General features: G+C 70.9%; 17 protein-coding genes and 1 tRNA gene. 11 read left to right on the top strand and 7 right to left on the bottom strand.

The features are described from left to right. Positions 1–24 precede the first annotated feature (24 nt). Positions 25–1380 carry a polynucleotide adenylyltransferase PcnB gene (pcnB, locus tag HRU81_06635; protein ID QOJ33317.1) on the bottom strand — a complete coding sequence of 452 codons (1356 nt, stop codon included), beginning with the start codon at positions 1378–1380 and terminating at the stop codon, positions 25–27. A gap of 78 nt (positions 1381–1458) precedes the next feature. Between pcnB and HRU81_06640 the strand changes: the two genes are divergently transcribed. Then, positions 1459–1533 (top strand) — tRNA-Glu (locus HRU81_06640). A gap of 144 nt (positions 1534–1677) precedes the next feature. Then, a complete protein-coding gene (locus HRU81_06645) occupies positions 1678–2025 on the top strand; it encodes an RDD family protein (GenBank protein QOJ33318.1) in 348 nt (115 codons plus the stop codon). Here HRU81_06645 and lptG read toward each other — a convergent pair. After that, positions 2022–3089, bottom strand: a complete 1068-nt coding sequence (gene lptG / locus HRU81_06650; GenBank protein QOJ31797.1) for an LPS export ABC transporter permease LptG — start codon at positions 3087–3089, stop codon at positions 2022–2024. The genes HRU81_06645 and lptG overlap by 4 nt on opposite strands. Beyond that, complete coding sequence (gene lptF / locus HRU81_06655) at positions 3086–4186, bottom strand: LPS export ABC transporter permease LptF (GenBank protein QOJ31798.1); 1101 nt, start codon at positions 4184–4186, stop codon at positions 3086–3088. The genes lptG and lptF overlap by 4 nt, the downstream gene beginning before the upstream one ends. Positions 4187–4379: 193 nt before the next feature. Here lptF and HRU81_06660 point away from each other — a divergent pair, with 193 nt between their 5' ends. From HRU81_06660 to HRU81_06700, 9 genes are all read left to right on the top strand, one after another. Next, a complete protein-coding gene (locus tag HRU81_06660) occupies positions 4380–5873 on the top strand; it encodes a leucyl aminopeptidase (GenBank protein QOJ31799.1) in 1494 nt (497 codons plus the stop codon). A gap of 28 nt (positions 5874–5901) precedes the next feature. Further along, the gene (locus HRU81_06665) at positions 5902–6354 is read left to right on the top strand and encodes a DNA polymerase III subunit chi (GenBank protein QOJ31800.1); all 453 of its coding nucleotides are present in this window, start codon (positions 5902–5904) and stop codon (positions 6352–6354) included. After that, entirely contained in the window at positions 6351–6635 is a 285-nt protein-coding gene (locus HRU81_06670; GenBank protein QOJ31801.1) for a hypothetical protein, read from the top strand. The genes HRU81_06665 and HRU81_06670 overlap by 4 nt, the downstream gene beginning before the upstream one ends. 19 nt (positions 6636–6654) lie before the next feature. Next, positions 6655–9444: a valine--tRNA ligase gene (locus HRU81_06675; protein QOJ33319.1), complete on the top strand. Its 2790-nt coding sequence runs from the start codon at positions 6655–6657 to the stop codon at positions 9442–9444. A gap of 148 nt (positions 9445–9592) precedes the next feature. After that, positions 9593–14218: a glutamate synthase large subunit gene (gltB, locus tag HRU81_06680; protein QOJ31802.1), complete on the top strand. Its 4626-nt coding sequence runs from the start codon at positions 9593–9595 to the stop codon at positions 14216–14218. Positions 14219–14220: 2 nt separating this feature from the next. Then, on the top strand, positions 14221–15705 hold the full coding sequence (locus tag HRU81_06685) for a glutamate synthase subunit beta (GenBank protein ID QOJ31803.1): 1485 nt from the start codon (positions 14221–14223) through the stop codon (positions 15703–15705). A 124-nt stretch (positions 15706–15829) separates the two neighbouring features. After that, positions 15830–16792 carry an AAA family ATPase gene (locus tag HRU81_06690; protein QOJ31804.1) on the top strand — a complete coding sequence of 321 codons (963 nt, stop codon included), beginning with the start codon at positions 15830–15832 and terminating at the stop codon, positions 16790–16792. Between the two features lie 40 nt (positions 16793–16832). Further along, the gene (locus HRU81_06695; GenBank protein QOJ31805.1) at positions 16833–17822 is read left to right on the top strand and encodes a DUF58 domain-containing protein; all 990 of its coding nucleotides are present in this window, start codon (positions 16833–16835) and stop codon (positions 17820–17822) included. Continuing rightward, a complete protein-coding gene (locus HRU81_06700; GenBank protein QOJ31806.1) occupies positions 17819–19810 on the top strand; it encodes a DUF3488 domain-containing transglutaminase family protein in 1992 nt (663 codons plus the stop codon). Before HRU81_06695 ends, HRU81_06700 begins: the two co-directional genes overlap by 4 nt. On the opposite strand, the gene HRU81_06705 is transcribed toward HRU81_06700, so the two are convergent. From HRU81_06705 to HRU81_06720, 4 genes are read right to left on the bottom strand one after another with little or no spacing between them, the layout of a single operon-like run. After that, entirely contained in the window at positions 19770–21035 is a 1266-nt protein-coding gene (locus HRU81_06705) for an MFS transporter (GenBank protein ID QOJ31807.1), read from the bottom strand. The two genes, HRU81_06700 and HRU81_06705, sit on opposite strands and share 41 nt — an antisense overlap. Then, positions 21035–21520 carry a ribosomal protein S18-alanine N-acetyltransferase gene (gene rimI / locus HRU81_06710; GenBank protein ID QOJ31808.1) on the bottom strand — a complete coding sequence of 162 codons (486 nt, stop codon included), beginning with the start codon at positions 21518–21520 and terminating at the stop codon, positions 21035–21037. Before rimI ends, HRU81_06705 begins: the two co-directional genes overlap by 1 nt. After that, a complete protein-coding gene (locus HRU81_06715; GenBank protein QOJ31809.1) occupies positions 21517–22248 on the bottom strand; it encodes a uracil-DNA glycosylase in 732 nt (243 codons plus the stop codon). The genes rimI and HRU81_06715 overlap by 4 nt, the downstream gene beginning before the upstream one ends. Beyond that, positions 22208–23014, bottom strand: coding sequence for a phosphatidylcholine/phosphatidylserine synthase (locus tag HRU81_06720; GenBank protein ID QOJ31810.1), 807 nt, complete (start codon positions 23012–23014; stop codon positions 22208–22210). Before HRU81_06720 ends, HRU81_06715 begins: the two co-directional genes overlap by 41 nt. Positions 23015–23110: the final 96 nt, after the last annotated feature.

The raw sequence follows: 23110 nt of genomic DNA on the forward strand, positions 1-23110 counted from the left end.
ACCCGACAGCCGTGGCGGCGCGGCTCAGGCCGGCTGCCGGTCGCCGTGGGCGTCGTCGACGGCGTGGCCACCGCGGCCACCGCGCCCGCGACGGCGGCGTCCCGACGTGCCGGCACGGCCAAGGCCGAGTTCGCGGCGTTGTTCCTCCGGAGACAATCCCTGCAGTGTGGTCCACCACTGCGCCAGGCCCGCATCCGCATTGCCGGCAGCGGCGCGCAGCAGCAGCAGGTCATAGGCCGCGCGGAAGCGCTTGCTCTCGATGAAGGCCAGGGCGCGGGCGCCGCGCGTCTTGTCGAAGCGGATCTGCAGCTGGAGCATTTCCCGCATCGGGATGGAGAAGCGGCGCGGCACCGCGATGCGCTCGGTCTGCTCGCGCGTCAGCTCGGCGGCTGCCACCGCCAGCGCCTGGAAATCCGACATGCCCTGCCCTGCCTGCGCAGCCGCCCGGTCCGCCACGGGGCCCCAGAGGAACACGCCCAGCAGGAACATCGGCGTCACCGGGCGGTCCTCGGCCACGCGCGCATCGGTACTGGCCAGCGCGGCCTCGAGGAATCGCCCGCGCGCATCCGTGCCCGGCCCGAGCCATGCGGCCGTCGCCGGAAACAGCTGGCCGAACAGGCCGTACCGCTGCAGCTGGCGGTAGCTCTGCAGCGCATGGCCACTCTGGAACAGCTTCATGAACTCGTCGAAGAGCCGCGCCGGGGGTACACCACCGACCAGGTGGGCCAGGCGGGGAATGAGCGCCGCCGACTCGGCGTCCAGCTCGAAGCCGAGCTTGGCGGCGAACCGCGCCGCCCGCAGCATCCGCACCGGGTCCTCGCGGAAGCGCGCCTCCGGGTCACCGATGATGCGCAGGCGCCGCGCCCCGATGTCGGCGACACCGCCGGTGAAGTCCCAGATGGAGAAGTCGGCAATGTTGTAGTAGAGGGCGTTGGCGGTGAAATCACGGCGCCACACGTCCTCCTCGATGGTGCCATACACATTGTCGCGGATCAGGCGGCCGGTCTCGGCCGAGACCTCGCGGTGCTCGCTGGCCGCCTCTTCCGTGCCGAGGCCGCGGAAGGTCGCCACCTCGATGATCTCGCCGCCGAAACGCACATGCGCCAGGCGAAAGCGGCGGCCGATGAGCCGGCTGTTGCCGAACAGCGCGCGCACGTCTTCGGGATGCGCATCGGTGGCAACATCGAAGTCCTTCGGATGCCGGCCGAGGAGCAGGTCGCGCACGCTGCCGCCGACGAGGAATGCCTGGTAGCCGGCATCCTTCAATCGATACAGCACCTTCAGTGCCGGCCGGGAGATATCGGCCCTGGAGATGTTGTGTTCGGACCGCGGAATGATCTGGGGTGCGGGACGGTCAGCTTGTGTGGAGTCGGTCAACAGTCAGCCCGGCTTGTGGGATTGCCATGCGTACCTATAATAGCAGCCCGCCCGCACCCCGGGCACCCGATGCGGTTGCCGGCTCCCTTCGTCTAGCGGTTAGGACGCGGCCCTCTCAAGGCTGAAACGCGGGTTCGATTCCCGCAGGGAGCGCCATCGCAGCCGCGCTGTCCACTGGCCACCGGGCAGGCGCCGCTGCCGACAGGAGTCCGCATCGCCACCACCCCGACTCGGGCCGCGGCCCTGCTCCGCCTGCTCGCCGCCGGCCTGTACGACTGGCTGATCGTGGCCGGCATCCTCATGCTCGGCTCCTTCATTCTCGTCATCGCCCGCGGCGGCGACGCCCTGCCACCCGGCCACCTCGGCTACCGCCTGTTCCTGCTGGCGCTGGTCGCCGCCTATTTCATCGGCTTCTGGTCGCGCGGTGGCCAGACACCCGGCCTGCGCACCTGGCGCATCCGCCTCGAGCGCGACGACGGGGGCAGGCTGCTGCCGGCCAGGGCTGCGCTGCGCTTCCTCGCCGCCCTGCTCTCGCTGGCGGCGCTGGGTGCCGGCTACTGGTGGATGCTCGTCGATGCACAGGGCCGCAGCTGGCATGACCGGCTCAGCGGCACGCGGGTGATGCCGGCGGCCGCCGGAAACGACTAGCGCGCCCTCGCCAGGGCGATGGCCGTGACGGCAGCCAGCAGGAGGGTCGGCAGCCACCCCACCAGCAGCGGATCGAGCCGGTAGAGTTCGCCGCCATCGGCCAGGCCGCGGCTGGCGAGAAAGTACGCGAGGCCCGTGACCACGCCAATCAGCATGCGGGCACCGGTGCCGGCGCGGCGCAGTGCCCCGAAGCAGAAAGCCAGCGCCAGGATGCACATCGGCACCACCGCCACCGACGCGGCGATGCGGCTCCACAGCTCCACCTCGAAGTGCCGCGAGTCGAGCCCGTTGCTGCGCAGGTAGCGGATGTAGCGCCACAGCGCGAGCCCGTCCAGTGCCTCGGCCCGCACCACCGTCAGGCTGAGCAGCTCGGGATTCAGGCCGGTCAGCTCCGCAAAGCGACGCTCGCGCCGCACCGTCACGCCGCCGTCATCGAAGCGGGACTCGGCGAAATTGTTGAGCGTCCACTCCTTGCCGGCGCCGAAGCTGGCCGAATCGGCCCGCGCCACGCTCGCCAGGCGGCCTGGTGGCGCGAGCCTGAACAGGTACACGCCACCATACCGGGTCGGGTCGCCCAGCTGGCTCAGGTTCATGATCACGTCCCCGTCGCGGACCCATGCCGACTCGGTGCTGGCGAGACCGGAGGGCCCCTGCATGGCGAAGGTGCGGTACTGGCGGGCATAGCGTTCCAGCGGCGGCGCGACATGCAGGCCGATGACCAGCGTCAGCAGTGCGAGACCGGACCCGGTGACGACCAAGGCGCGGGCCAGGGCCACGGGTGAAGCCCCCGCCGCCCGCAAGGCGATGATCTCGCTGCCGCCCGCCAGCGCGCCGAGGCCCAGCAGGCTGCCCAGCAGCACCGCCATCGGCAGAACCGTGAACGCCAGGTCCGGCAGCTGCATCAGCGCGAAGGCCAGCGCCTGCACGATGCCGAAGCCACCAGTGCCCACGTCGTCGAGCTGGCCGATGAACTCGACGAAGCCGCCCAGCACCAGCAGCACGCCGAGCACCAGCGCCGTGGTGCCGAGCACCGCCCCGGCCAGGTAACGGCGGATGATGATCATGCCGGCCGCAACCTGCGCCGCCACCAGGGGCGCTGCCAGGCGCCGTAGCGCGCCGCCAGCAGCAGGAGCGCGGCGGCGATGAAGCCGGCATGGACCCACCACAGCCCGAGCAGCGGCGGCACCTTGCCGCGCTCGACCCACACCCGGGCGACTCCCAGCAGGTTGGAGTAGCTGAAGTACACCAGCAGCCCGATCACCAGCCCCGCATAGCGACCCTGCCGCGGCGAGGAACGCCCCAGGGGCACGGCCAGCAGCGCCAGCACCAGCACCATGAGCGGCACCGAGACGCGCCACTGCAGCTCCGCCACATCCGCCAGGCTGCCGGACTCCAGCAGCGCGCCGACGCTGCGTCCCTTGGCACCGAAATTCACCGGCACCTGGCTCGGCAACGAGTACGGAATGCCATGCTCGACGAACTCCACCACCTTGAACCGCGCGGAGCCCGGCTCACCCTCGTAGCGGCGCCCGTTGCCGAAGGTGAGCATCTTGACGTTGGGGTCCGGCGTGTCCTGCTGATGGGCCTCGGCGGCCACGATCACCTCGATGATGCCGTCGCGACGACGCTGGACGAAGACGTTGTGGAGGTGCCCGTCGGCCGTCACCTGCTCGGCATACACCACGGCATCGGCCTGGCCGAACTTCACGAACCGGCCCGGCTCCATGATGCGCAGGTCGGCGCGTGCCCGCGCCTCCTGGCCGATGCGGCGCACCTCGCGGATGGCCGAGGGCGAGACGTCGAGCGCCAGCCAGCCGACCACCGCCGCCAGCACCAGGGCGAGCGTCATCACCGGCCGGTAGAGCTGCGCCGGCCCCACGCCGCAGGCCATCAGCGCATACATCTCGCTGTCGCGGTACAGGCGGCCGAGGGCCAGGAGGATGGCGAGGAACAGGCCGACCGGGATGAGGATGGTCAGGTACTGCAGCGAGGTCAGTCCCATCACCAGCAGCAGCGCTTCCCGGGGGACCTTGTTCGAGGCGGCGTCACCGAGCACCTTGGCGAACTGGTTGGTGACGAGGATGAGCAGCAGCACGCCGGTCACCGCCAGCCAGGTCTGTGCGGCCTCGCGCAGGATGTAGCGGCTAGCGATGGCAGCCATGGCCCGGCGGCAGGATGCGCCTGCATGCGGTTTGCCCAGGTTTCGGCTTCATCCGTTAGACTACCGCGCCAGGCACGAGAGGGAGCGCGCCCGTAGCGGCGCCAGGCAATCATCCGGCCCATCCCGCGCAGCCGTCAAGGAGCACGCGGCACCTTGCGGCGCGCGGCACCGGGGTTCCGGCTTGGAGGATCACATGAAATTTCTGGTCAAGGCCGGCCCGGTGGCGCGACAGCGCACGGGATGTCTCATCCTGCCCGTGTTCGCCGACGGCGCATTGCCGGCGGCGACGCGCGAAGCCGACCGCGCTGCCGGCGGCTTCATCCGCAGGCTGCTGCGCCAGGGCGACTTCCGCGCGGAGGCCGGCGACAGCCTGCTGCTGCCCCGGGTGCCCGGGCTCGCCACCCAGCGGGTGCTACTCGCCGGGCTGGGCGCACGCGGGCGCTGCGACCGCAAGGCCTTCCGCAAGGCGGTGCGGAGCGCCTTTCTCGCGCTGGGCCGCTCGCCGGTGACGGAGGCGATCTCCTTCCTCGGCACCGCGGATATCACCGGCACCGATGCCTGCCGCCGCGCCCGCATTGCCGCCGAGACCTGGCACGACACCGCCTACCGCTTCCAGCCGCACAAGACGCGCGAGGCCGGCAATCCGCCGCCGAAGCTGCGCAGCCTGGTGCTGGCGGCCGGCGACGATGCCGCCGCCGTCCGCCGCGGCCTTGCCCAGGGTGATGCCATCGGCCGCGCCATCAGCCTCGCGCGGGACCTCGGCAACGAGCCTCCCAATGTCTGCACCCCGTCCTGGCTGGCGCAGCGCGCCCGCGAACTCGCAGGCCGGCAGCGCAAGCTGCGGGTGCAGGTGCTCGACGAAGCACGCATGCGCCGCCTCGGCATGGGCTCGCTGCTGTCGGTCACCGCCGGCAGCGCGCAGCCGGCGCGCTTCGTGGTCATGCAGTACCAGGGTGCCGGCGCCGCCAAGGCGCCGGTGGTCCTGGTCGGCAAGGGAATCACCTTCGACACCGGCGGCATCTCCCTGAAGCCCGGCCCGCAGATGGACGAGATGAAGTACGACATGAGCGGTGCGGGCACGGTGATCGCCGTCATGCAGGCGGTGGCCGAACTCGGCCTGCCGCTCAACGTCGTGGGGCTGGTACCGAGCTGCGAGAACATGCCGGGCGGCCGGGCGACCCGGCCGGGGGACATCGTGCGCTCCATGTCCGGCCAGACGATCGAGATCCTCAATACCGACGCCGAGGGACGCCTGATCCTCTGCGATGCGCTGACCTACGGCGCCCGCTTCAAACCGGCGGCGATGATCGACATCGCCACGCTGACCGGTGCCTGCGTCGTCGCGCTGGGCAAGCACCGCAGTGGCCTCATGGGCAACTCCGATCCGCTGGCCTCCGCGCTGCTCGCCGCCGGCGAGGCCGCCGACGACCCGGCCTGGCGCCTGCCGCTGGATGCCGAGTACATGGAACTGCTGAAGAGCCCGTTCGCCGACGTGGCCAACATCGGCGGCCGCGATGCCGGCACCATCACCGCCGCCGCCTTCCTCTCGCGCTTCGCCGGCGACATCCCCTGGGCGCACCTCGACGTGGCAGGGACCGCCTGGGTCACCGCCCCGCAGAAGGGCAGCACCGGACGGCCCGTCGGCCTGCTGGTGGAATACCTGCTGGGCCGCGCGGCGGCAGCATGACGGCCCGCTCCCGGGCCCGGCGGGGCACATGAGCTTGCCCGAACCCGGTCGCGTGGATTTCTACGTGCTGGCGGTGGCGGATCCCGGCGCCAGGCTGCGCTTTGCCTGCCGGCTGGCCGAGAAGGCCTATCGCCTGCAGCACCGCGTGCACCTCCACGCCGGCTCGCCGGCACAGGCCACGCAGCTCGACGAACTGCTCTGGACCTTCCGCCAGGGGAGCTTCGTGCCCCACGAGGTCATCGCCGCGGACGCCGCCGCGGGTTCGCCGGTGACCATCGGGCACGGTCCCGGGAATCCGCCCGCTGCCGGACTGCTGATCAATCTCGCCGACGAGCTGCCGGCGTTCGCGGCGACGTTTCCCCGCGTCGCCGAGGTCATCGACGACACCGATGCCGGGCGCCAGCGCGGCCGCGAGCGCTTCCGCCGCTACCGCGAGGCCGGTCGCGAGATCAGCAGCCACGACATCGGAGCAGAGCCATGACCGAGAAGAAGATCCCGGTGCTCACCGACATGGTCGGCACGCCGGGCGAGGCGCCTCCGGCCTCGCCACCGCTGGTGGTGACGGCCGACGAACTGGCCGGGCTGCAGGCGCGCATCGCCACCGAGGGCTACGCGCTGATGGAGCGGCTGCTGCACGAATCGCTCCGGGAGATGGAAGCCAACCTCTTCGCCGACGTCATCGGCCGGCTGCGCACCGAGCTGCCCGACCTGATCGACGACGTGCTGCAGGAACATTTCGGCCCCGGCACGGGCCGCCGCTAGGAAAGCACACCGCGTGAGCATGGAGAAGACCTACCACCCCGCCAGCATCGAGCAGCGCCTCTACGAGGAATGGGAGCGGCGCGGCCTGTTTGCGCCATCGGGCAGCGGCACCCCCTACTGCATCATGATCCCGCCGCCGAACGTCACCGGCACGCTGCACATGGGCCACGCCTTCCAGCACACGCTCATGGACGCGCTCACGCGCTACCACCGCATGCGCGGTCACCGCGCACTGTGGCAGCCGGGCACGGACCACGCCGGCATCGCCACCCAGATGGTGGTGGAACGCCAGCTCAACGCCGCCGGCCAGCGGCGCACCGACATCGGCCGCGAGGCCTTCGTCGCCCGGGTCTGGGAATGGAAGGAGCAATCGGGAGGCACCATCTGCCGGCAGATGCGCCGGCTGGGCGACTCGGTGGACTGGAGCCGCGACCGTTTCACCATGGACGAGGGGCTGTCGGCCGCGGTAACCGAGGTCTTCGTCACGCTGCACGAGGAAGGGCTGATCTATCGCGGCAAGCGCCTGGTCAACTGGGACCCCGTGCTGCACACCGCGCTGTCGGACCTCGAGGTCATCGCCGAGCCCGAGCAGGGACAGCTCTGGCACTTCCGCTACCCGCTCGCCGACGGCAGCGGCCACCTGGTCGTGGCAACGACCCGTCCGGAGACCCTGCTGGGCGACACCGCGGTGGCGGTGAATCCCGAGGACGAGCGCTACCGCCACCTGGTCGGCCGCCAGGTGCGCCTGCCTCTCACCGGTCGCCTGGTGCCGGTCATCGCCGACGCCTACGTCGACCCGGCCTTCGGTTCCGGCTGCGTCAAGATCACCCCCGGCCACGACTTCAACGACTACGAGATCGGCCGCCGCCACGACCTGCCGCTGATCAACATCATGGATCGCGATGCGCGCATCACCGCCGGCGACCACGCCGGCGGCGCGCTGCCGGCGGGCGAGATACCCGCCGCGCTGGTCGGCCTCGATCGCTTCGAGGCCCGCCGCCAGGTCGTGGCGCTGATGCAGGATGCCGGCCTGCTCGAGAAGGTGGACGCGCATCCGCTGCCGGTGCCGCGCGGCGATCGCAGCAATGCCGTGCTCGAACCCTGGCTCACCGACCAGTGGTACGTGAAGATCGCGCCGCTGGCGGCGCCGGCCATCGCCGCCGTCGAGGACGGGCGCATCCGCTTCGTTCCCGACAACTGGGCGAAGACCTACTTCCAGTGGATGCACAACATCCAGGACTGGTGCATCAGCCGCCAGCTCTGGTGGGGCCACCGCATCCCGGCCTGGTACGACGAGGCGGGCCGGGTCTACGTCGGCCGCAGCGAGGCCGAGGTTCGCCGCAACCACGGCATGGACAGCAGCGTCGCCCTGCGCCAGGACGATGACGTGCTGGACACCTGGTTCTCCTCCGCGCTGTGGCCGTTCTCCACGCTCGGCTGGCCGCAGCAGACCGCGGAGCTGGCGGCCTTCTACCCGACCAGCGTGCTGGTCACCGGCTTCGACATCATCTTCTTCTGGGTCGCCCGCATGATCATGATGGGCCTGAAGTTCACCGGCGAGGTGCCGTTCCGCGAGGTCTACATCACCGGGCTGATCCGCGACGAGCACGGCGAGAAGATGTCGAAGTCCAAGGGCAACATCCTCGACCCGCTGGATCTCATCGACGGCGTGGACCTCGAGACCCTGGTCGCCAAGCGCACCAGCGGGCTGATGCAGCCGCAGCTCAGGCCGCAGATCGAGAAGGCCACCCGCCGCCAGTTCCCCGACGGCATCCCCGAGTTCGGCACCGATGCCCTGCGCTTCACCTTCGCGGCGCTGGCCAGCACCGGCCGCGACATCCGCTTCGACCTCAACCGCATCGAGGGCTACCGCAACTTCTGCAACAAGCTGTGGAATGCCACCCGCTACGTGCTGATGAGCGTCGAGGGGCAGGAGCTGGCCGCGGCCGGCACCGCCCCCGCCTCGCTGCCCGACCGCTGGATCCGCTCGCGCCTTGGCCGCGCCATCGCCAGCGTCCACGAGCAGCTGGCCCAGTATCGCTTCGACCTCGCGGCCCGCGCGCTCTACGAGTTCACCTGGAACGAGTACTGCGACTGGTACCTGGAACTCACCAAGCCGGTCCTCCAGGGCTCCGAAGCGGAACCGGCCCTGCGCGCCGCCACGCGCCGCACGCTGATCGAGGTCCTCGAGGCGCTGCTGCGTGCCCTGCACCCGCTGATGCCGTTCATCACCGAGGAACTCTGGCGCAAGGTGGCCGCGGCGACAGGAGTCGCCGGCGACTCGGTCATGCTGCAGCCCTACCCGGAGACGGCCGCGTTCCCCGTCGACGAGACCGCGGAAGCCGAACTCGCCTGGGTACAGGGCTTCGTGCTCGGCATCCGCCAGATCCGCGGCGAGATGAACATCGCCCCGTCGAAGCCGCTGCCGGTGCTGCTGCAGGACGCCGCCGACGCCGACCGCCATCGCGTGGAGGCCCACTGGCCCTTCCTGCGGCAGCTGGCCCGGCTGGAGTCCCTGCGGCTGCTCGATGCGGGCGAGCAGGCTCCGGTGTCCGCCACGGCGCTGCTCGGCGGCACCCGGATCCTGGTGCCGATGGCCGGGCTGATCGACCTCGCCGCGGAGCGCGAGCGTCTGGCGAAGGCCCTGGCGAAGGCCGAGGCCGACCGCGGCCGGGTCGAGGCGAAGCTGGCCAACCCCCAGTTCGCCGGCCACGCGCCGGCCGCCGTGGTGGCCCGGGAGCGCGAGAGGCTGCTGGCCGTCGAACAGGAAATCCGCCAGCTGGGCGAGCAGCTGGCCCGCCTGGCCTGAACGGCGGCGGCCGGCGGCACCCGCCCTCCTCGCCGGCGCCATCCCCCGCCGGCCGCGCCGAGACTTTCCGGCGGGGCCCCGGCGCCGTAGACTGGCGCGCCGCGAAGTCGATTCGCACCCCCCAGACCACCGCCAGCGAAGGCTGCACATGACGGCACGAGAGACTGACTCCGCCCCCCTGCGGGCCTGCCCTCCCGGGCGCCAGGGCCTTTACGATCCCGCCTTCGAGCACGACGCCTGCGGCGTCGGCTTCGTCGTCGACATCAAGGGCCGCAAGTCGCACCGCATCCTCGCCCAGGCCATCGAGGTGCTGCGCAACCTCGACCACCGCGGCGCCAGCGGCGCCGAGGTCAACACCGGCGACGGCGCCGGCGTGCTGATGCAGATGCCGCACAAGTTCCTGGTCGGCGCCTGCGGGCAGGCCCACATCACGCTGCCCGAGCCCGGACACTACGGCTGCGCGACGATCTTCATGCCGAAGGACAGCGGCAAGCGGCGCAAGCTGGAACAGCGCTTCCAGCAGATCGTGCAGTCCGAGGGCCAGGAATTCCTCGGCTGGCGCAGCGTGCCCACCTGCAACAAGTCCCTCGGCGAGACCGCCCGGGCCTCGGAGCCCTTCGTGCGCCAGGCGTTCATCGGCCGTGACCCGCAGCTCGCCGACGAGATGGCCTTCGAGCGCAAGCTCTACGTGATCCGCAAGCGCGCCTACAACGAGATCCGCACCTCGACGCTGGACGGCGCCGAGCAGTGGTACCTCTGCAGCCTCTCCTACAAGACGCTCGTCTACAAGGGCATGCTGCTCACCGAGCAGCTGACCGGGTACTACCCGGACCTCCTCCATCCGGACATGGAGACGGCGCTGGCGCTGGTGCACTCGCGCTTCTCCACCAACACCTTCCCGAGCTGGGACCGGGCACATCCCTACCGCTATCTCGCGCACAACGGCGAGATCAATACCCTGCGCGGCAACGTCAACTGGATGACGGCGCGCGAGGCCCGCTTCGAGTCGGCGATCTTCGGCGAGGACATGCAGAACATCCCGCCCATCGTCAACCCGAACGGCAGCGACTCGGCGATGTTCGACAACGTGCTCGAGCTGCTGGTGCTCTCCGGGCGCTCCCTGCCCCACGCCATCATGATGATGATCCCGGAGCCGTGGTCCAACCATGGCGAGATGGACGACGAGACGCGCGCCTTCTACCAGTACCACTCCAGCCTGATGGAGCCCTGGGACGGACCGGCATCGATCGCTTTCACCGATGGCCGGCAGATCGGCGCGATCCTCGACCGCAACGGCCTGCGCCCGTCGCGCTTCTACGTCACCCGCGACGACATGGTCATCATGGCCTCCGAGGCCGGCGTGCTGGACATCCCGCCGGAGAACATCCTCAGCAAGGGCCGGTTGCAGCCGGGCCGCATGTTCCTGGTGGACACCGTGCAGGGCCGCATCATCGACGACGCGGAGATCAAGCGCGGCATCACCCGCGAACGGCCCTACCGGCAGTGGCTCGACGAGCACCTGGTACACCTCGACCGGCTGCCCGCGGCGCCCGAGGTGCCGGCGCCCGACCACGAGACGCTGCTGCAGCGCCAGGTGGCCTTCGGCTACAGCTTCGAGGACGAGCGCGTGCTCATGTTGCCCATGGCCCGCGACGGCGTCGAAGCCGTGGGCTCCATGGGCAACGACACGCCGCTCGCTGCCCTCTCGGACCGCCCGCGGCTGCTGTTCGATTACTTCAAGCAGCTGTTCGCCCAGGTGACCAACCCGCCGATCGACTGCATCCGCGAGGAACTCATCACGGCTTCCGAGGTGTGGCTCGGCTCCGAGGGCAACCTGCTCGAGCCCCAGCCGGCCGACTGCCGGCGCCTGGAACTGGCCGGCCCCATCCTCACCAACGAGCAGTTCGCCAGGGTGCGGAGGCTCGACCTGCCCGGCATCCGTGCCGGCGTGCTGCCGAGCCTGTTCCGCGTCGCCCGCGGCGAGAAGAGCCTGGTGGCGGCGATCAAGGACCTGTGCAAGCGTGCGCGCCGGATGATCGAGGACGAGGGACTGAATGTCATCATCCTCAGCGATCGCGGCGTCAACCGCGACTTCGCGCCCATCCCCGCCCTGCTGGCGGTATCCGCGCTGCATCACTTCCTGATCCGCGAAGGCCTGCGCACCCGGGCCAGCCTGGTGCTGGAAACGGGCGAGGCGCGCGAGGTGCATCACTTCAGCCTGCTCATCGGCTATGGCTGCAGCGCCGTCAACCCTTACCTCGCCTTCGAGACCATCGACGGCATGATCCACGACGGCGTGCTGACCGGCATCGACCACAAGACGGCCTGCAAGAACTTCGTCAAGGCGGCGACCAAGGGCGTGGTCAAGGTCATGTCGAAGATGGGCATTTCCGCCATCCAGAGCTATCACGGTGCCCAGGTCTTCGAGGCCGTGGGATTGCGCCAGGACGTCATCGACGAGTACTTCACCTGGACCGCTTCCCGGGTGGGTGGCATCGACATCGGCGTGATCGCCCGCGAGGCACTCATGCGCCACCACGCCGCGTTCCCCGACCGCCAGGTCGAGGGCCACAGCCTGCCCTCCGGCGGCATGTACCGCTGGCGCGTGGACGGCGAGCACCACCTGTTCAACCCGGAGTCGATCCACCGCCTGCAGAAGGCGGTGCGCACCGGCAGCTACGCGACCTACAAGTCCTATGCGGAGCTGATCGACGACCAGTCGCAGATGAAGAGCACCCTGCGCGGCCTGCTGGAGTTCACCGCCGGCACCCCCGTCCCGCTCGACGAGGTCGAGTCCGTCGACAGCATCGTCAGGCGCTTCAAGACCGGGGCGATGTCGTATGGCTCCATCAGCAAGGAGGCGCACGAGACCCTGGCGATCGCCATGAACCGCCTCGGTGGCAAGTCCAACACCGGCGAGGGCGGCGAGGACCCGGAGCGTTACCAGCCGCTGCCGAATGGCGACTCGAGGAACTCGGCGATCAAGCAGGTGGCCTCGGGCCGCTTCGGCGTCACCAGCGAGTACCTGGTCAGCGCCAGCGAGATCCAGATCAAGATGGCGCAGGGTGCCAAGCCCGGCGAGGGCGGCCAGCTGCCGGGCACCAAGGTCTACCCGTGGATCGCCAAGACACGTCACACCACGGCGGGCGTCGGCCTCATCTCGCCGCCGCCGCATCACGACATCTACTCCATCGAGGACCTCGCCGAGCTGATCCACGACCTGAAGAATGCCAACCGCCAGGCGCGCATCAGCGTCAAGCTGGTGGCCGAGGTGGGCGTCGGCACCATCGCCGCCGGCGTGGCCAAGGCGCACGCCGACGTGGTGCTGATCAGCGGCCACGATGGCGGCACCGGCGCCTCGCCGCAGACCTCCATCGCCCACGCCGGCCTGCCCTGGGAACTCGGCCTCGCCGAGGCCCACCAGACGCTGGTGCTCAACCGGCTCCGCAGCCGCGTCACGGTCGAGGCCGATGGCCAGCTGAAGACCGGCCGCGATGTCATCGTCGCCGCCCTGCTCGGCGCCGAGGAGTTCGGCTTCGCCACGGCACCGCTGGTGGCCGTCGGCTGCGTGATGATGCGCGTCTGCCACCTGAACACCTGCCCGGTGGGCGTGGCGACCCAGGATCCGCGGCTGCGCGAGCGCTTCACCGGCAAGCCGGAGCATGTGGTCAACTTCATGCGCTTCATCGCCCAGGACGTGCGCGAGCACATGGCACGGCTCGGCTTCCGGCGCATCGAGGAGATGGTCGGCCGCGTCGACCGCCTCGAGCCGCGCCAGGCCATCCGGCACTGGAAGGCGCGGGGCTTCGACTTCAGCAACATCCTCTACGAACCCGATGTCGGCGCCGAAGTCGGCCGCTTTCGCCAGATCGACCAGGACCATGGCCTGGAGAAGTCGCTGGACAGCACGCAGCTGCTGGACATCTGCCGTCCCGCCATCGAGAACGGCACCCAGGTCAGCGCCGAACTGCCGATCCGCAACGTCAACCGCGTGGTCGGCACCATCACCGGCAGCGAGATCACCCGCAAGTGGGGCGCCAGGGGCCTGCCGCACGACACCATCCGCATCAGGTTCCGCGGATCCGCCGGACAGAGCTTCGGCGCCTTCATGCCCAAGGGCATGACTTTCACCATCGAGGGTGATGCCAACGACTATTGCGGCAAGGGCCTCTCCGGCGGCCGGATCATCGTCTACCCGCCCGCGGCGGCGCGTTTCGCCGCCGAGGAGAACATCATCATCGGCAACGTCGCCCTCTACGGCGCGACCAGCGGCGAGGCCTTCATCAGCGGCATGGCCGGCGAGCGCTTCGCCGTGCGCAACAGCGGCGTGGACGCGGTCGTGGAAGCGGTCGGCGACCATGGCTGCGAATACATGACCGGTGGCCGGGTGGTGGTGCTCGGGCCGGTCGGCCGCAACTTCGGCGCCGGCATGTCCGGTGGCATCGCCTACATCCTCGACGACAGCGGCGCCGCCGAAGGCCGTATCAACCGGCAGATGGTGGGCAGCGAGAAGCTGGAAGACCCCGGGGAGATCGCCGCCGTGAAGACCCTGGTCGAACGCCACCACGCGCTGACGGGCAGCAAGCGCGCCCGCGCCGTGCTCGATGCCTGGGAAACCAGCCTGCCACGCTTCATCCGCGTGGTGCCCCGCGACTACCAGCGCATGCTCTCGTGCATCAGCCGCGCACACGAGCAGGGGCTCAGCGGCGACGAAGCCATCATGGCGGCATTCGAAGAGAACGCGCACGACCTGGCGCGGGTGGGTGGTAACTGATCATGGGCAAGGCAAGCGGATTCCTCGAATACCTGCGCGAGCTGCCAGTCGACCGCACGCCGCGCGAGCGCATCCACGACTGGGCGGAGTTCCACCTGCCGATGGAGGAGAAGCGCCTGCGCCAGCAGGGCGCCCGCTGCATGGACTGCGGCGTGCCGTTCTGCCAGACCGGTCGCATCATCAACGGCGCCACGGCCGGCTGCCCGGTCAACAACCTCATCCCCGAGTGGAATGACCTGGTCTACCGCGGCCTGTGGGAAGAGGCGCTCGAGCGCCTGCATCGCACCAACAACTTCCCGGAGTTCACCGGCCGCGTCTGCCCCGCCCCCTGCGAGGGCTCCTGCGTGCTCGGCATCAATGCGCCACCGGTGACCATCAAGAACCTCGAACAGGCGATCAGCGATCGCGGCTGGGAGGAAGGCTGGGTGATGCCCGAACCGCCCCGGGTTCGCACCGGCAGGAAGGTGGTGGTCATCGGCTCCGGCCCGGCCGGTCTCGCCGCCGCCGCCCAGCTCAACCGCGCCGGCCACCTGGTGACGGTGCTGGAGCGCGATGACCAGCCCGGCGGCCTGCTGATGTACGGCATCCCGAACATGAAACTGGACAAGCGCGAGGTCGTGCAGCGGCGCCTGCGCCTCATGGAGCAGGAAGGCATCAAGTTCATCTGCAACGCCCACGTCGGCGAGAACGTCGAGGCCATGTTGCTGCTTCGGGACTTCGATGCCACCGTGATCTGCACCGGGGCGACCCAGCCCCGCGACCTGCCGGTGGAGGGCCGTGCCCTGAAGGGCGTGCATTTCGCCATGGACTACCTCACCGCCAGCACCAGGGCACTGCTCGCGGGGGCACCGGACGCGGCGCCGATCCACGCCCGGGGCCGCGACGTGGTGGTCATCGGCGGCGGCGACACCGGCACCGACTGCGTCGGCACGGCGATGCGCCAGGGCTGCCGCAGCCTGCGCCAGCTGGAGATCCTGCCGCAGCCTCCCGGTGAACGGGCGGCCGACAACCCCTGGCCGGAATGGCCGCAGATCCATCGCATCGACTACGGCCAGAAGGAGGCGGCCGCCCGGTTCGGCAACGACCCGCGCGGCTACCTGACGACCGTGAAGCGGCTGGTGGGCGATGCCAGCGGTGCCGTTGCCGAAGTGGTCACCGTGGATATCGGCTGGGAACGCAACGAGCAGGGCCAGCGCGTGCCGCGCGAGCGACCCGGCAGCGAGCAGACCCACCCGGCGCAGCTGGTGCTGCTCGCCATGGGATTCCTCGGCCCCGAGCAGCCGCTGCTGCGCGAGATGGGTGTCGAGGTGGACGCGCGCAGCAACGTCCGGGCCGATTACGGCCAGTACGCGACCAGCGTGCCGGGCGTGTTTTCCGCCGGCGACTGCCGGCGCGGCCAGAGCCTCATCGTCTGGGCCATCCACGAGGGGCGTGCCGCTGCCCGCGAGGTGGACCGCTACCTGATGGGCAGCACCGACCTGCCCTGAGCCGCCGCCGGCGCGGGCATGGCCAATCTGTGGCGCAGTTCAACCCGGCCCGGCGCTGTGCTCGGGCAAGATGCCCGGATATGATCGGGAGCGCGTCCGCGTCTCGCGCGCGGAGCGGAGCATCATGGCGGAACGGGTTTCGGCGCTGACCATCGATTCGCGGCACGGGCAGGCCCGCGGGCTCGCCGAGCAGGCCGTCCGCGAGGTTGGCCAGGTCATCCTCGGCAAGCAGAACGAGATCCGCCTCGCCATCACCTGCCTGCTGGCCCAGGGCCACCTGCTGATCGAAGACGTTCCCGGCGTCGGCAAGACGCTGCTCGCCCGCAGCCTCGCCGCGGTCCTCGGCCTGAGCTTCCGCCGCATCCAGTTCACCAGCGACCTGCTGCCGGCCGATATCACCGGCGCCGCGGTCTTCGACCGCAGCAGCGGCCGCTTCGTCTTCCAGCCGGGCCCGCTGTTCGCCCAGGTGATCCTCGCCGACGAAGTCAACCGCGCCACACCCAAGGCACAGAGCGCGCTGCTCGAGGCCATGGAGGAGCAGCAGGTCAGCATCGACGGGGTCAGCCACCCGCTGCCCTCGCCTTTCTTCGTCATCGCCACCCAGAACCCGGTGCAGCAGGTCGGCACCTTCCCGCTGCCCGAGAGCCAGCTCGACCGCTTCCTGCTGCGCATCGGCCTGGGCTATCCCGCCGAGCCGCTGGAACGCAAGCTGCTGCGGGGCGAGGACCGCCGCCACCTCATCGCCGGCCTGCGCCCGGTGATGGGCCTGGAGGAGATCGCCACGCTGCGCGAAGCCACCCGCGCAGTGCAGGTCACCGATGCCGTGCTCGACTACGTGCAGGCGCTGGTCCGCTACACGCGCGAGGCGCCACAGTTCGATCTCGGCCTCTCGCCACGGGCCGCGGTCGACCTGGTGGCAGCAGCCCGCTGCTGGGCCATGATCGCCGGCCACGGCGGCGTCTATCCGGAAGACGTGCAGGCGGTGTTTGCCGCGGTGGCGGGCCACAGGCTGCGCCGGCGGGGCGAGGCAGGCTTCGCCACCGGCAACCCCGCGGACGCGGTGCTCGCCGAAGTGGCCATCCCTTGAGCGCCCCGGGCTGATCCTCGGCAGGCTGCCCGAGACGCGCATGCGTTCGCCCCTGCGCCTCCTCCGCGACCGCTGGCGAAGCCGCCTGCAGCGCTGGGCGCTGCGCCGCCAGGGCAGCGATCCGCCGCAACTGACGCTGGCATCGGCGCGCATCTACATCCTGCCCACGGTGCCGGGCCTGCTGTACGCGGCGATGCTGGCGACGATGCTCGCCGGCGCCATGAACTACAACAACAACCTCGGGTTCGCCCTGACCTTCCTGCTGGCCGGCGCGGGCGTCGCCAGCATCTACCACACGCATCGCATCCTCGCCGGCCTGCGCATCCACTACCTGGGGGCCGAGCCGGTGTTCGCGGGCGATCCGCTGTCGGTGCGCTTTTCCCTGGTCAACGAGGCGGCCGAAGCGCGCGAGGAGATCGTCCTCGACTGGGCGGGCAGCAGCGACATCCCCGGCGGGCTGGCGGCCCGGCAGGCGCGCACCGTGTGCCTGCCGCTCGCCACCCGGCGCCGTGGCGCCCTGCCCCTGCCTGGGCTGCGCCTGAGCACGCGCGCGCCGCTGGGCCTGATGCGCGCCTGGGCCTGGGTGCACATGGAGCCACGGCCGCTGGTCTACCCGCGCCCCGCCAGCCGCGTGCCCGCCGGCAGCCGACCCGCCGGCGAGGCAGCGGACCCGGGCCCGCGCGTGCAGGGAGATGACGACTTCGCGGGCCTGCGCCGCTACCAGCCGGGCGACTCGCCCCGCCGGGTGGCCTGGCGTCATTACGCCCGTGCCGACGAGCTGCTGGTCCAGGAATACCGCGGCGGCCGCGCCGAGGACAGCCTGTGGCTCGACTGGGACTGCGTGCCGGGGGATGCCGACCTGCGCGCCGCCCGCCTGGCACGCCTGGTCATCGATGCCCACGAAGCCGGTTCGGCCTGGGGGCTGCGCCTGCCGGGCACCCGGCTCGGTCCCGCCTGCGGTCGCGACCACCTGCATCGCTGCCTGGCAGCCCTGGCCACGGTGGAAGCACCCGTGGAGCCGGTGCCGTGACGGGGGCCCTCAGCGCCATGCCGCCGGATACGGCCCGGGAGCGGCGCCAGATGGCCTGGGCCGCCGCAGCGCTGGTCTTCGGCGGCGCGCCACATCTGTTCGCGGTGGAGCCATGGGTGGCGCTGCTGGTGCTCGGCATCGCCTGCTGGCGCATCGTCGCCGCCGAGCGCGGCTGGCGCCTGCCGTCGCTGTGGCTGCGCGTGCCGGTGACCGTTCTCGCCTTCCTCGCCGTGGTCATGACCTACCACAGCATCTCCGGCGTGGAGGCCGGCTCGGCCCTGCTGCTGGTGATGGGCGGCATGAAGCTGCTGGAAACACGCGACGAGCGCGACCGCATCCTCGTGGTCTTCATCGCCCTGTTCCTGCTGTTTGCCGTGTTCCTGCGCGAGCAGGCCATCTGGTCCGCCGCCTGGCTGGCGGGCGGCTGCCTCGGCATCGGCACCGCGCTGGTGCAGACCGTGCGCCGCGGGCCGCTGCTGCCGCTGCCGCAGGCGGTGCTGGTCGCCGGCCGCCTGCTGCTGCAGGGCCTGCCGCTCGCCGTCGTGCTGTTCGTCCTGTTCCCGCGCATCCCCGGGCCGTTCTGGGCCATGCCGGACCCGCAGGCCACCGGGCGCAGCGGCCTCGCCGAGGAGATCCAGCCCGGCGACATCAGTGCCCTGGGGCTCTCCGACGAGGTGGCCTTCCGCGTGCGCTTCGAGGGCGCGGTGCCTGCCACCGGCGCACTGTACTGGCGCGGCCCGGTGCTCGAGCGCTTCGACGGCCGCGGCTGGTCAGCGTTGCCCGGTCCGCGTCGCGTGCAGGGCGTCGCACCGCCGGCGGGCAGCGGCGGACGCGAGTACGGCTACCAGCTGGTCCTCGAGCCGCAGGGCAAGCGCTGGCTGCTGGCGCTGGAAACACCGCTGCAGTGGTCGGCACCCCGCGCCGTCCTCAGCCCGGCCATGCAGCTGCTCAGCGCCGAGCCCTACTGGGAACGGCTCTCCTACCACGGCCGCTCCGTCGCCAGCGGCATCGCCGCGACGCCAGCCACGCCGCAGATGCTGGCTGCCAACCTGCGGCTGCCGCCCGGGCGCAACCCGCGAACGCTGGCCCTGGCTCGGCAGCTGCGCGCGGATGCCGCCGGCGACGGCGACTTCATGCGTCGCGCCCTCGCCCTGTTCCGCAACGACGGCTTCCGTTACTCGCTCACTCCGCCGAGGCTCGGGCAGGAGGCGGTGGATGACTTCCTGTTCGAGACCCGCACCGGCTTCTGCGAGCACTACGCCTCAGCGCTGGCCGTGCTGGCCCGGGCTGCCGGCATCCCGGCGCGCGTCATCGCGGGCTACCAGGGTGGCGACCGCAATCCCTTCGGCGATTACTGGATCGTGCGCCAGGCCAACGCCCATGCCTGGGTGGAGGTGTGGATGGACGGTGCCTGGCACCGCATCGACCCGACCGCTGCCGTGGCCCCCGAGCGCATCGAAAACGGCATCGAGGAAACCATGGCGCGGGCCGGCATCGCATCCGGCCGCCTGTGGCGCTCCAGCCCCTTCGTCAATCGCATGGTGCTCTCCTGGGATGCGGCGAATGCAGCCTGGGACCGCTGGGTGCTGGCCTTCGGGCCGGAGACGCAGGACGACCTGCTGCTCGCGCTGGGCTTCGATGTGCCGCGGACGATGCAGCTGGCGCTCCTCGCCGGACTGGCCTCCACCGCCTGCCTGCTGCTGCTCGGATTCGCCCTGCACCGCCAGGGCCGCCGCCAGCGCGACCACGTGGTCCGGCTCTACGCCCGGCTCTGCCGCCGGCTCGAGGGCTGCGTGCGTCCGCCGCGCCCCGGCGAGACGGCGCAGCACTATGCCGCCGCGGTCGCGGCCGCGCGGCCGGACCTCGCAGCCGACGTGCAGGCCATGACCGAGCTCTACCTGCGCCTGCGCTACGGCGGCAGCGCCGATGCCGCCGGCGAACACGAGTTCAGGCAGCGGCTGCGCGGCTTTCGTCCGGCACGCGCATGAGCAGCACGATGCCGGCGATGAACAGCAGCAGCAGCGAAACGATGCCCAGCCGCTGGCTGCCCGTGACGAGGCTGACGATGCCGGTGAGCATCGGCCCGATGATGGCGGCGAACTTGCCGAGCATGTTGTAGAAGCCGAAGTACTCCGCTGCCTGCTCCGCCGGGACCAGCCGCGCGAAAAACGAACGGCTGAGGCCCTGCACCCCGCCCTGCACCAGGCCGATCACCACCGCCAGCACATAGAACTGCGGTTCGGTGCTGAGGAAGCCGGCGGACGCCGTTGCCGCCAGGTACACCGCCAGCCCGAGGTAGATGCCGGCGCGCGCGCCGATCACCGCGGCGAACGCGCCGAAGCCCAGCGCCGCCGGGAAAGCCACGAAGTTCGTCAGCAGGATGGCCTGGATCAGTGCCTGGCGCGAGAGGCCGATGGCCAGGCCATAGTCCACGGCCATCTTGATGATGGTGTACACGGCATCGATGTACAGCCAGTAGGCGAGCAGGAAGCGCCGCAGCGCTGGCTGCCGCAGCAGGCTCGCGCCGGTGGCGGCAAGCTGGCGGAAGCCGGCCACCAGCGCCCCGGGGCCGCCCTCGCGCGCCGGGTCATCGCGCACCCAGGCCGCCAGCGGCAGCGAGAACAGCAGCCACCACAGGGCCACCAGCAGGAAGGCCAGGCGGATGGCGTCGTCGGCCGAGGCCAGGCCGAAGGCCGCGGGCCGCGCCACCATGACGACGTTGAGCGTGAACAGCAGCGCGCTGCCGAGGTAACCGAGGGCGTAGCCGTAGGCGGAAACCCGGTCGTAATCCCCGGGCAGGGTGACATCCACCAGCAGGGAATCATAGAGCGAGTTGCTGGCGGCAAAGGCGGCGGAGGCGCCCACGTAGAGCAGCGCCGCGGCCAGCCACATGCCGGCGGCGAGGAAGTACAGCGCCCCGGTCATGGCGCAGCCCAGCGCCGTGATCCACAACAGCCAGGCCTTGCGCCGGCCGCTGCGGTCGGCCAGCGCACCGAGCAGCGGTGTCGCCAGCGCCACCAGCAGGCTGGAGATGCCATTGGCCATGCCGAGACGGAAGGTGCCGACGCTGGACGGCGCGCCGTCGTTCCAGTAGCCGGCCATCAGCACCGGCACGAAGCTGGTCATGACGCTGAGGGCAAAGGCCGAATTGGCCCAGTCGTACAGGGCCCAGCCGAGCACGGGCGGCTGCCGCCAGAGCGGTACGCGGCGCATCAGGGGCGTCGCGGCCGGCGCTCGAGCGCGCGGGCCAGCAGCACGGCATCCTCGCTGCCGGAACTGGCGCGGTAGTAGCGCCGCCGCACACCGATGCGCTCGAAGCCGTTCTGCACATAGAGGGCGATGGCGGCATCGTTCGACGGCCGCACCTCCAGGTGGATGCGCTCGGCGCCGGCGAGCCGCGCCCGCTCCAGGATCGCCTCCAGCAGGCGCCGGCCATGGCCCTCGCGGCGGCCCGACACGGCGACGCAGAGGTTCAGCAGGTGTGCCTCGCCCGCGGCCACCGACATGATGGCGTACGCCCTGACCTCCCCCCGGTGCTCCATCACCAGGCTGGTGTAGCCGGCGAGCAGGCAGTCGCGGAAGATGCCCGGGCTCCAGGGAAACTCGTAGGCCTCGCGTTCGATGGCGGCGATCCGCGGCACATCCGCCTGGCGCATCTCGCGGATGACCGGTGCCAGCGCGCTGGGATTGGCGATCATGGCTTGACGGGCAGCGCCACGGAAAGCGCCAGGCGCAGGTCATCCCAGGCCTTGCGCTTCTCCATCGGCGAGCGCAGCAGGTAGGCCGGATGGTAGGTCACCACCAGCGGGATGCCGGCCGGGCCCCAGCGGTGGACGCGCCCGCGAAGCCGGCCGACCGGCAGGTCCTGGCCCAGCAGGTTCTGCGCGGCGATGCGCCCCACCGCGAGGATCAGCCGCGGAGCCACCAGCCGGATCTGCGCAGCCAGGTGGTCGGCGCAGGCCGCGACCTCCCCTGGTTGCGGGTCGCGGTTGTCCGGCGGACGGCACTTGAGGATGTTGGCGATGAAGACCTGTTCGCGGCTGGCACCCGCGGCGCGCAGCATTTCGTTGAGCAGCTGGCCGGCCGGGCCGACGAAGGGCTCGCCCTGGCGGTCCTCCTCCGCACCCGGTGCTTCGCCGACGATCATCCAGGCGGCCGACTCGTCGCCGACACCGAAGACGGTCTGCGTGCGGCTCCGATGCAGCTCGCAGCGGCGGCAGTCGCGCACGGCGGCGCGCAACGCAGCCCAGTCGGGTGGCTCGGCATCCGTCAGCCGACGGTCCGCGGTGTCCGGCGCGGGCTCCCGCCGCTGCCAGACCTCGATGCCGAGCGCGCGCAGCACCTCCTGCTGGCGGGCCGTGCGGGCCGGACGCGCGCTCACCGGCTCACCGTTCCGTCTGGCGTTCCTGCCGCGGCAGCCGCGCATGGCGGCGGCGCAGGCGCCACAGCGCGAGCAGCGGGCCGGACAGGGCGTAGATCACCCCGATGCCGAACAGCACCGTGGGCGGGTCCATGGCGATGAGCACGAACACCAGCGGCACGACGAACACATAGGTGAAGGAGATGCGTCCGCGCGCGTGGATCTCCTTGAAGCTGTAATAAGGGAACGGCGACACCATGAGCAGCCCCGCCATGGACGAGACGACGAAGGCCAGGGCCAGCGCGTAGACACCGGTCCAGCCGAGTTTGGTGCCCAGCCACACCATGCTCATCATCAGGCCGGCCGCCGATGGGCTGGGCAGGCCCTCGAAGAAACGCCGGTCCGTGCTGCCTATGCGCACGTTGAACCGCGCCAGGCGCAGCGCGCCCGCCACCGCATAGATGAACGCCGCCAGCCAGCCCAGCTTGGCCCAGATCCAGCCGTAGTCGGCGAGGCGGACCAGGCCCCACTGGTAGACGATGACGGCCGGCGCCAGGCCGAAGGACACCATGTCGGAGAGGCTGTCGTACTGCTGGCCGAACTCCGATTCGGTGTGGGTCAGGCGCGCCAGGCGGCCATCCAGGCCATCGAGCACGCCGGCGACGATGACGGCGATGGCCGCCGGCTCGTAGCGGCCATCGATGCTGGCGATGATGCCGTAGAAGCCGGCGAACAGGCTGCCGGTCGTCAGCAGGTTCGGCAGCACGTAGATGCCACGGCGCCGCGGCCGCGGTGCCGTCCCGGCAGGATCGTCGAGCAAGGGGTCGCCCATGCGGCGGATTCTGCCATGGTTCCCGCTGCGCGGGGATGGCCGCGCCGAGCGACTTGCCAGCCTGATGCCGCTAGAATGGCGCGGATTTTTTCCAGC

Source organism: Gammaproteobacteria bacterium, assembly GCA_015709695.1.
Taxonomy (GTDB): domain Bacteria; phylum Pseudomonadota; class Gammaproteobacteria; order Steroidobacterales.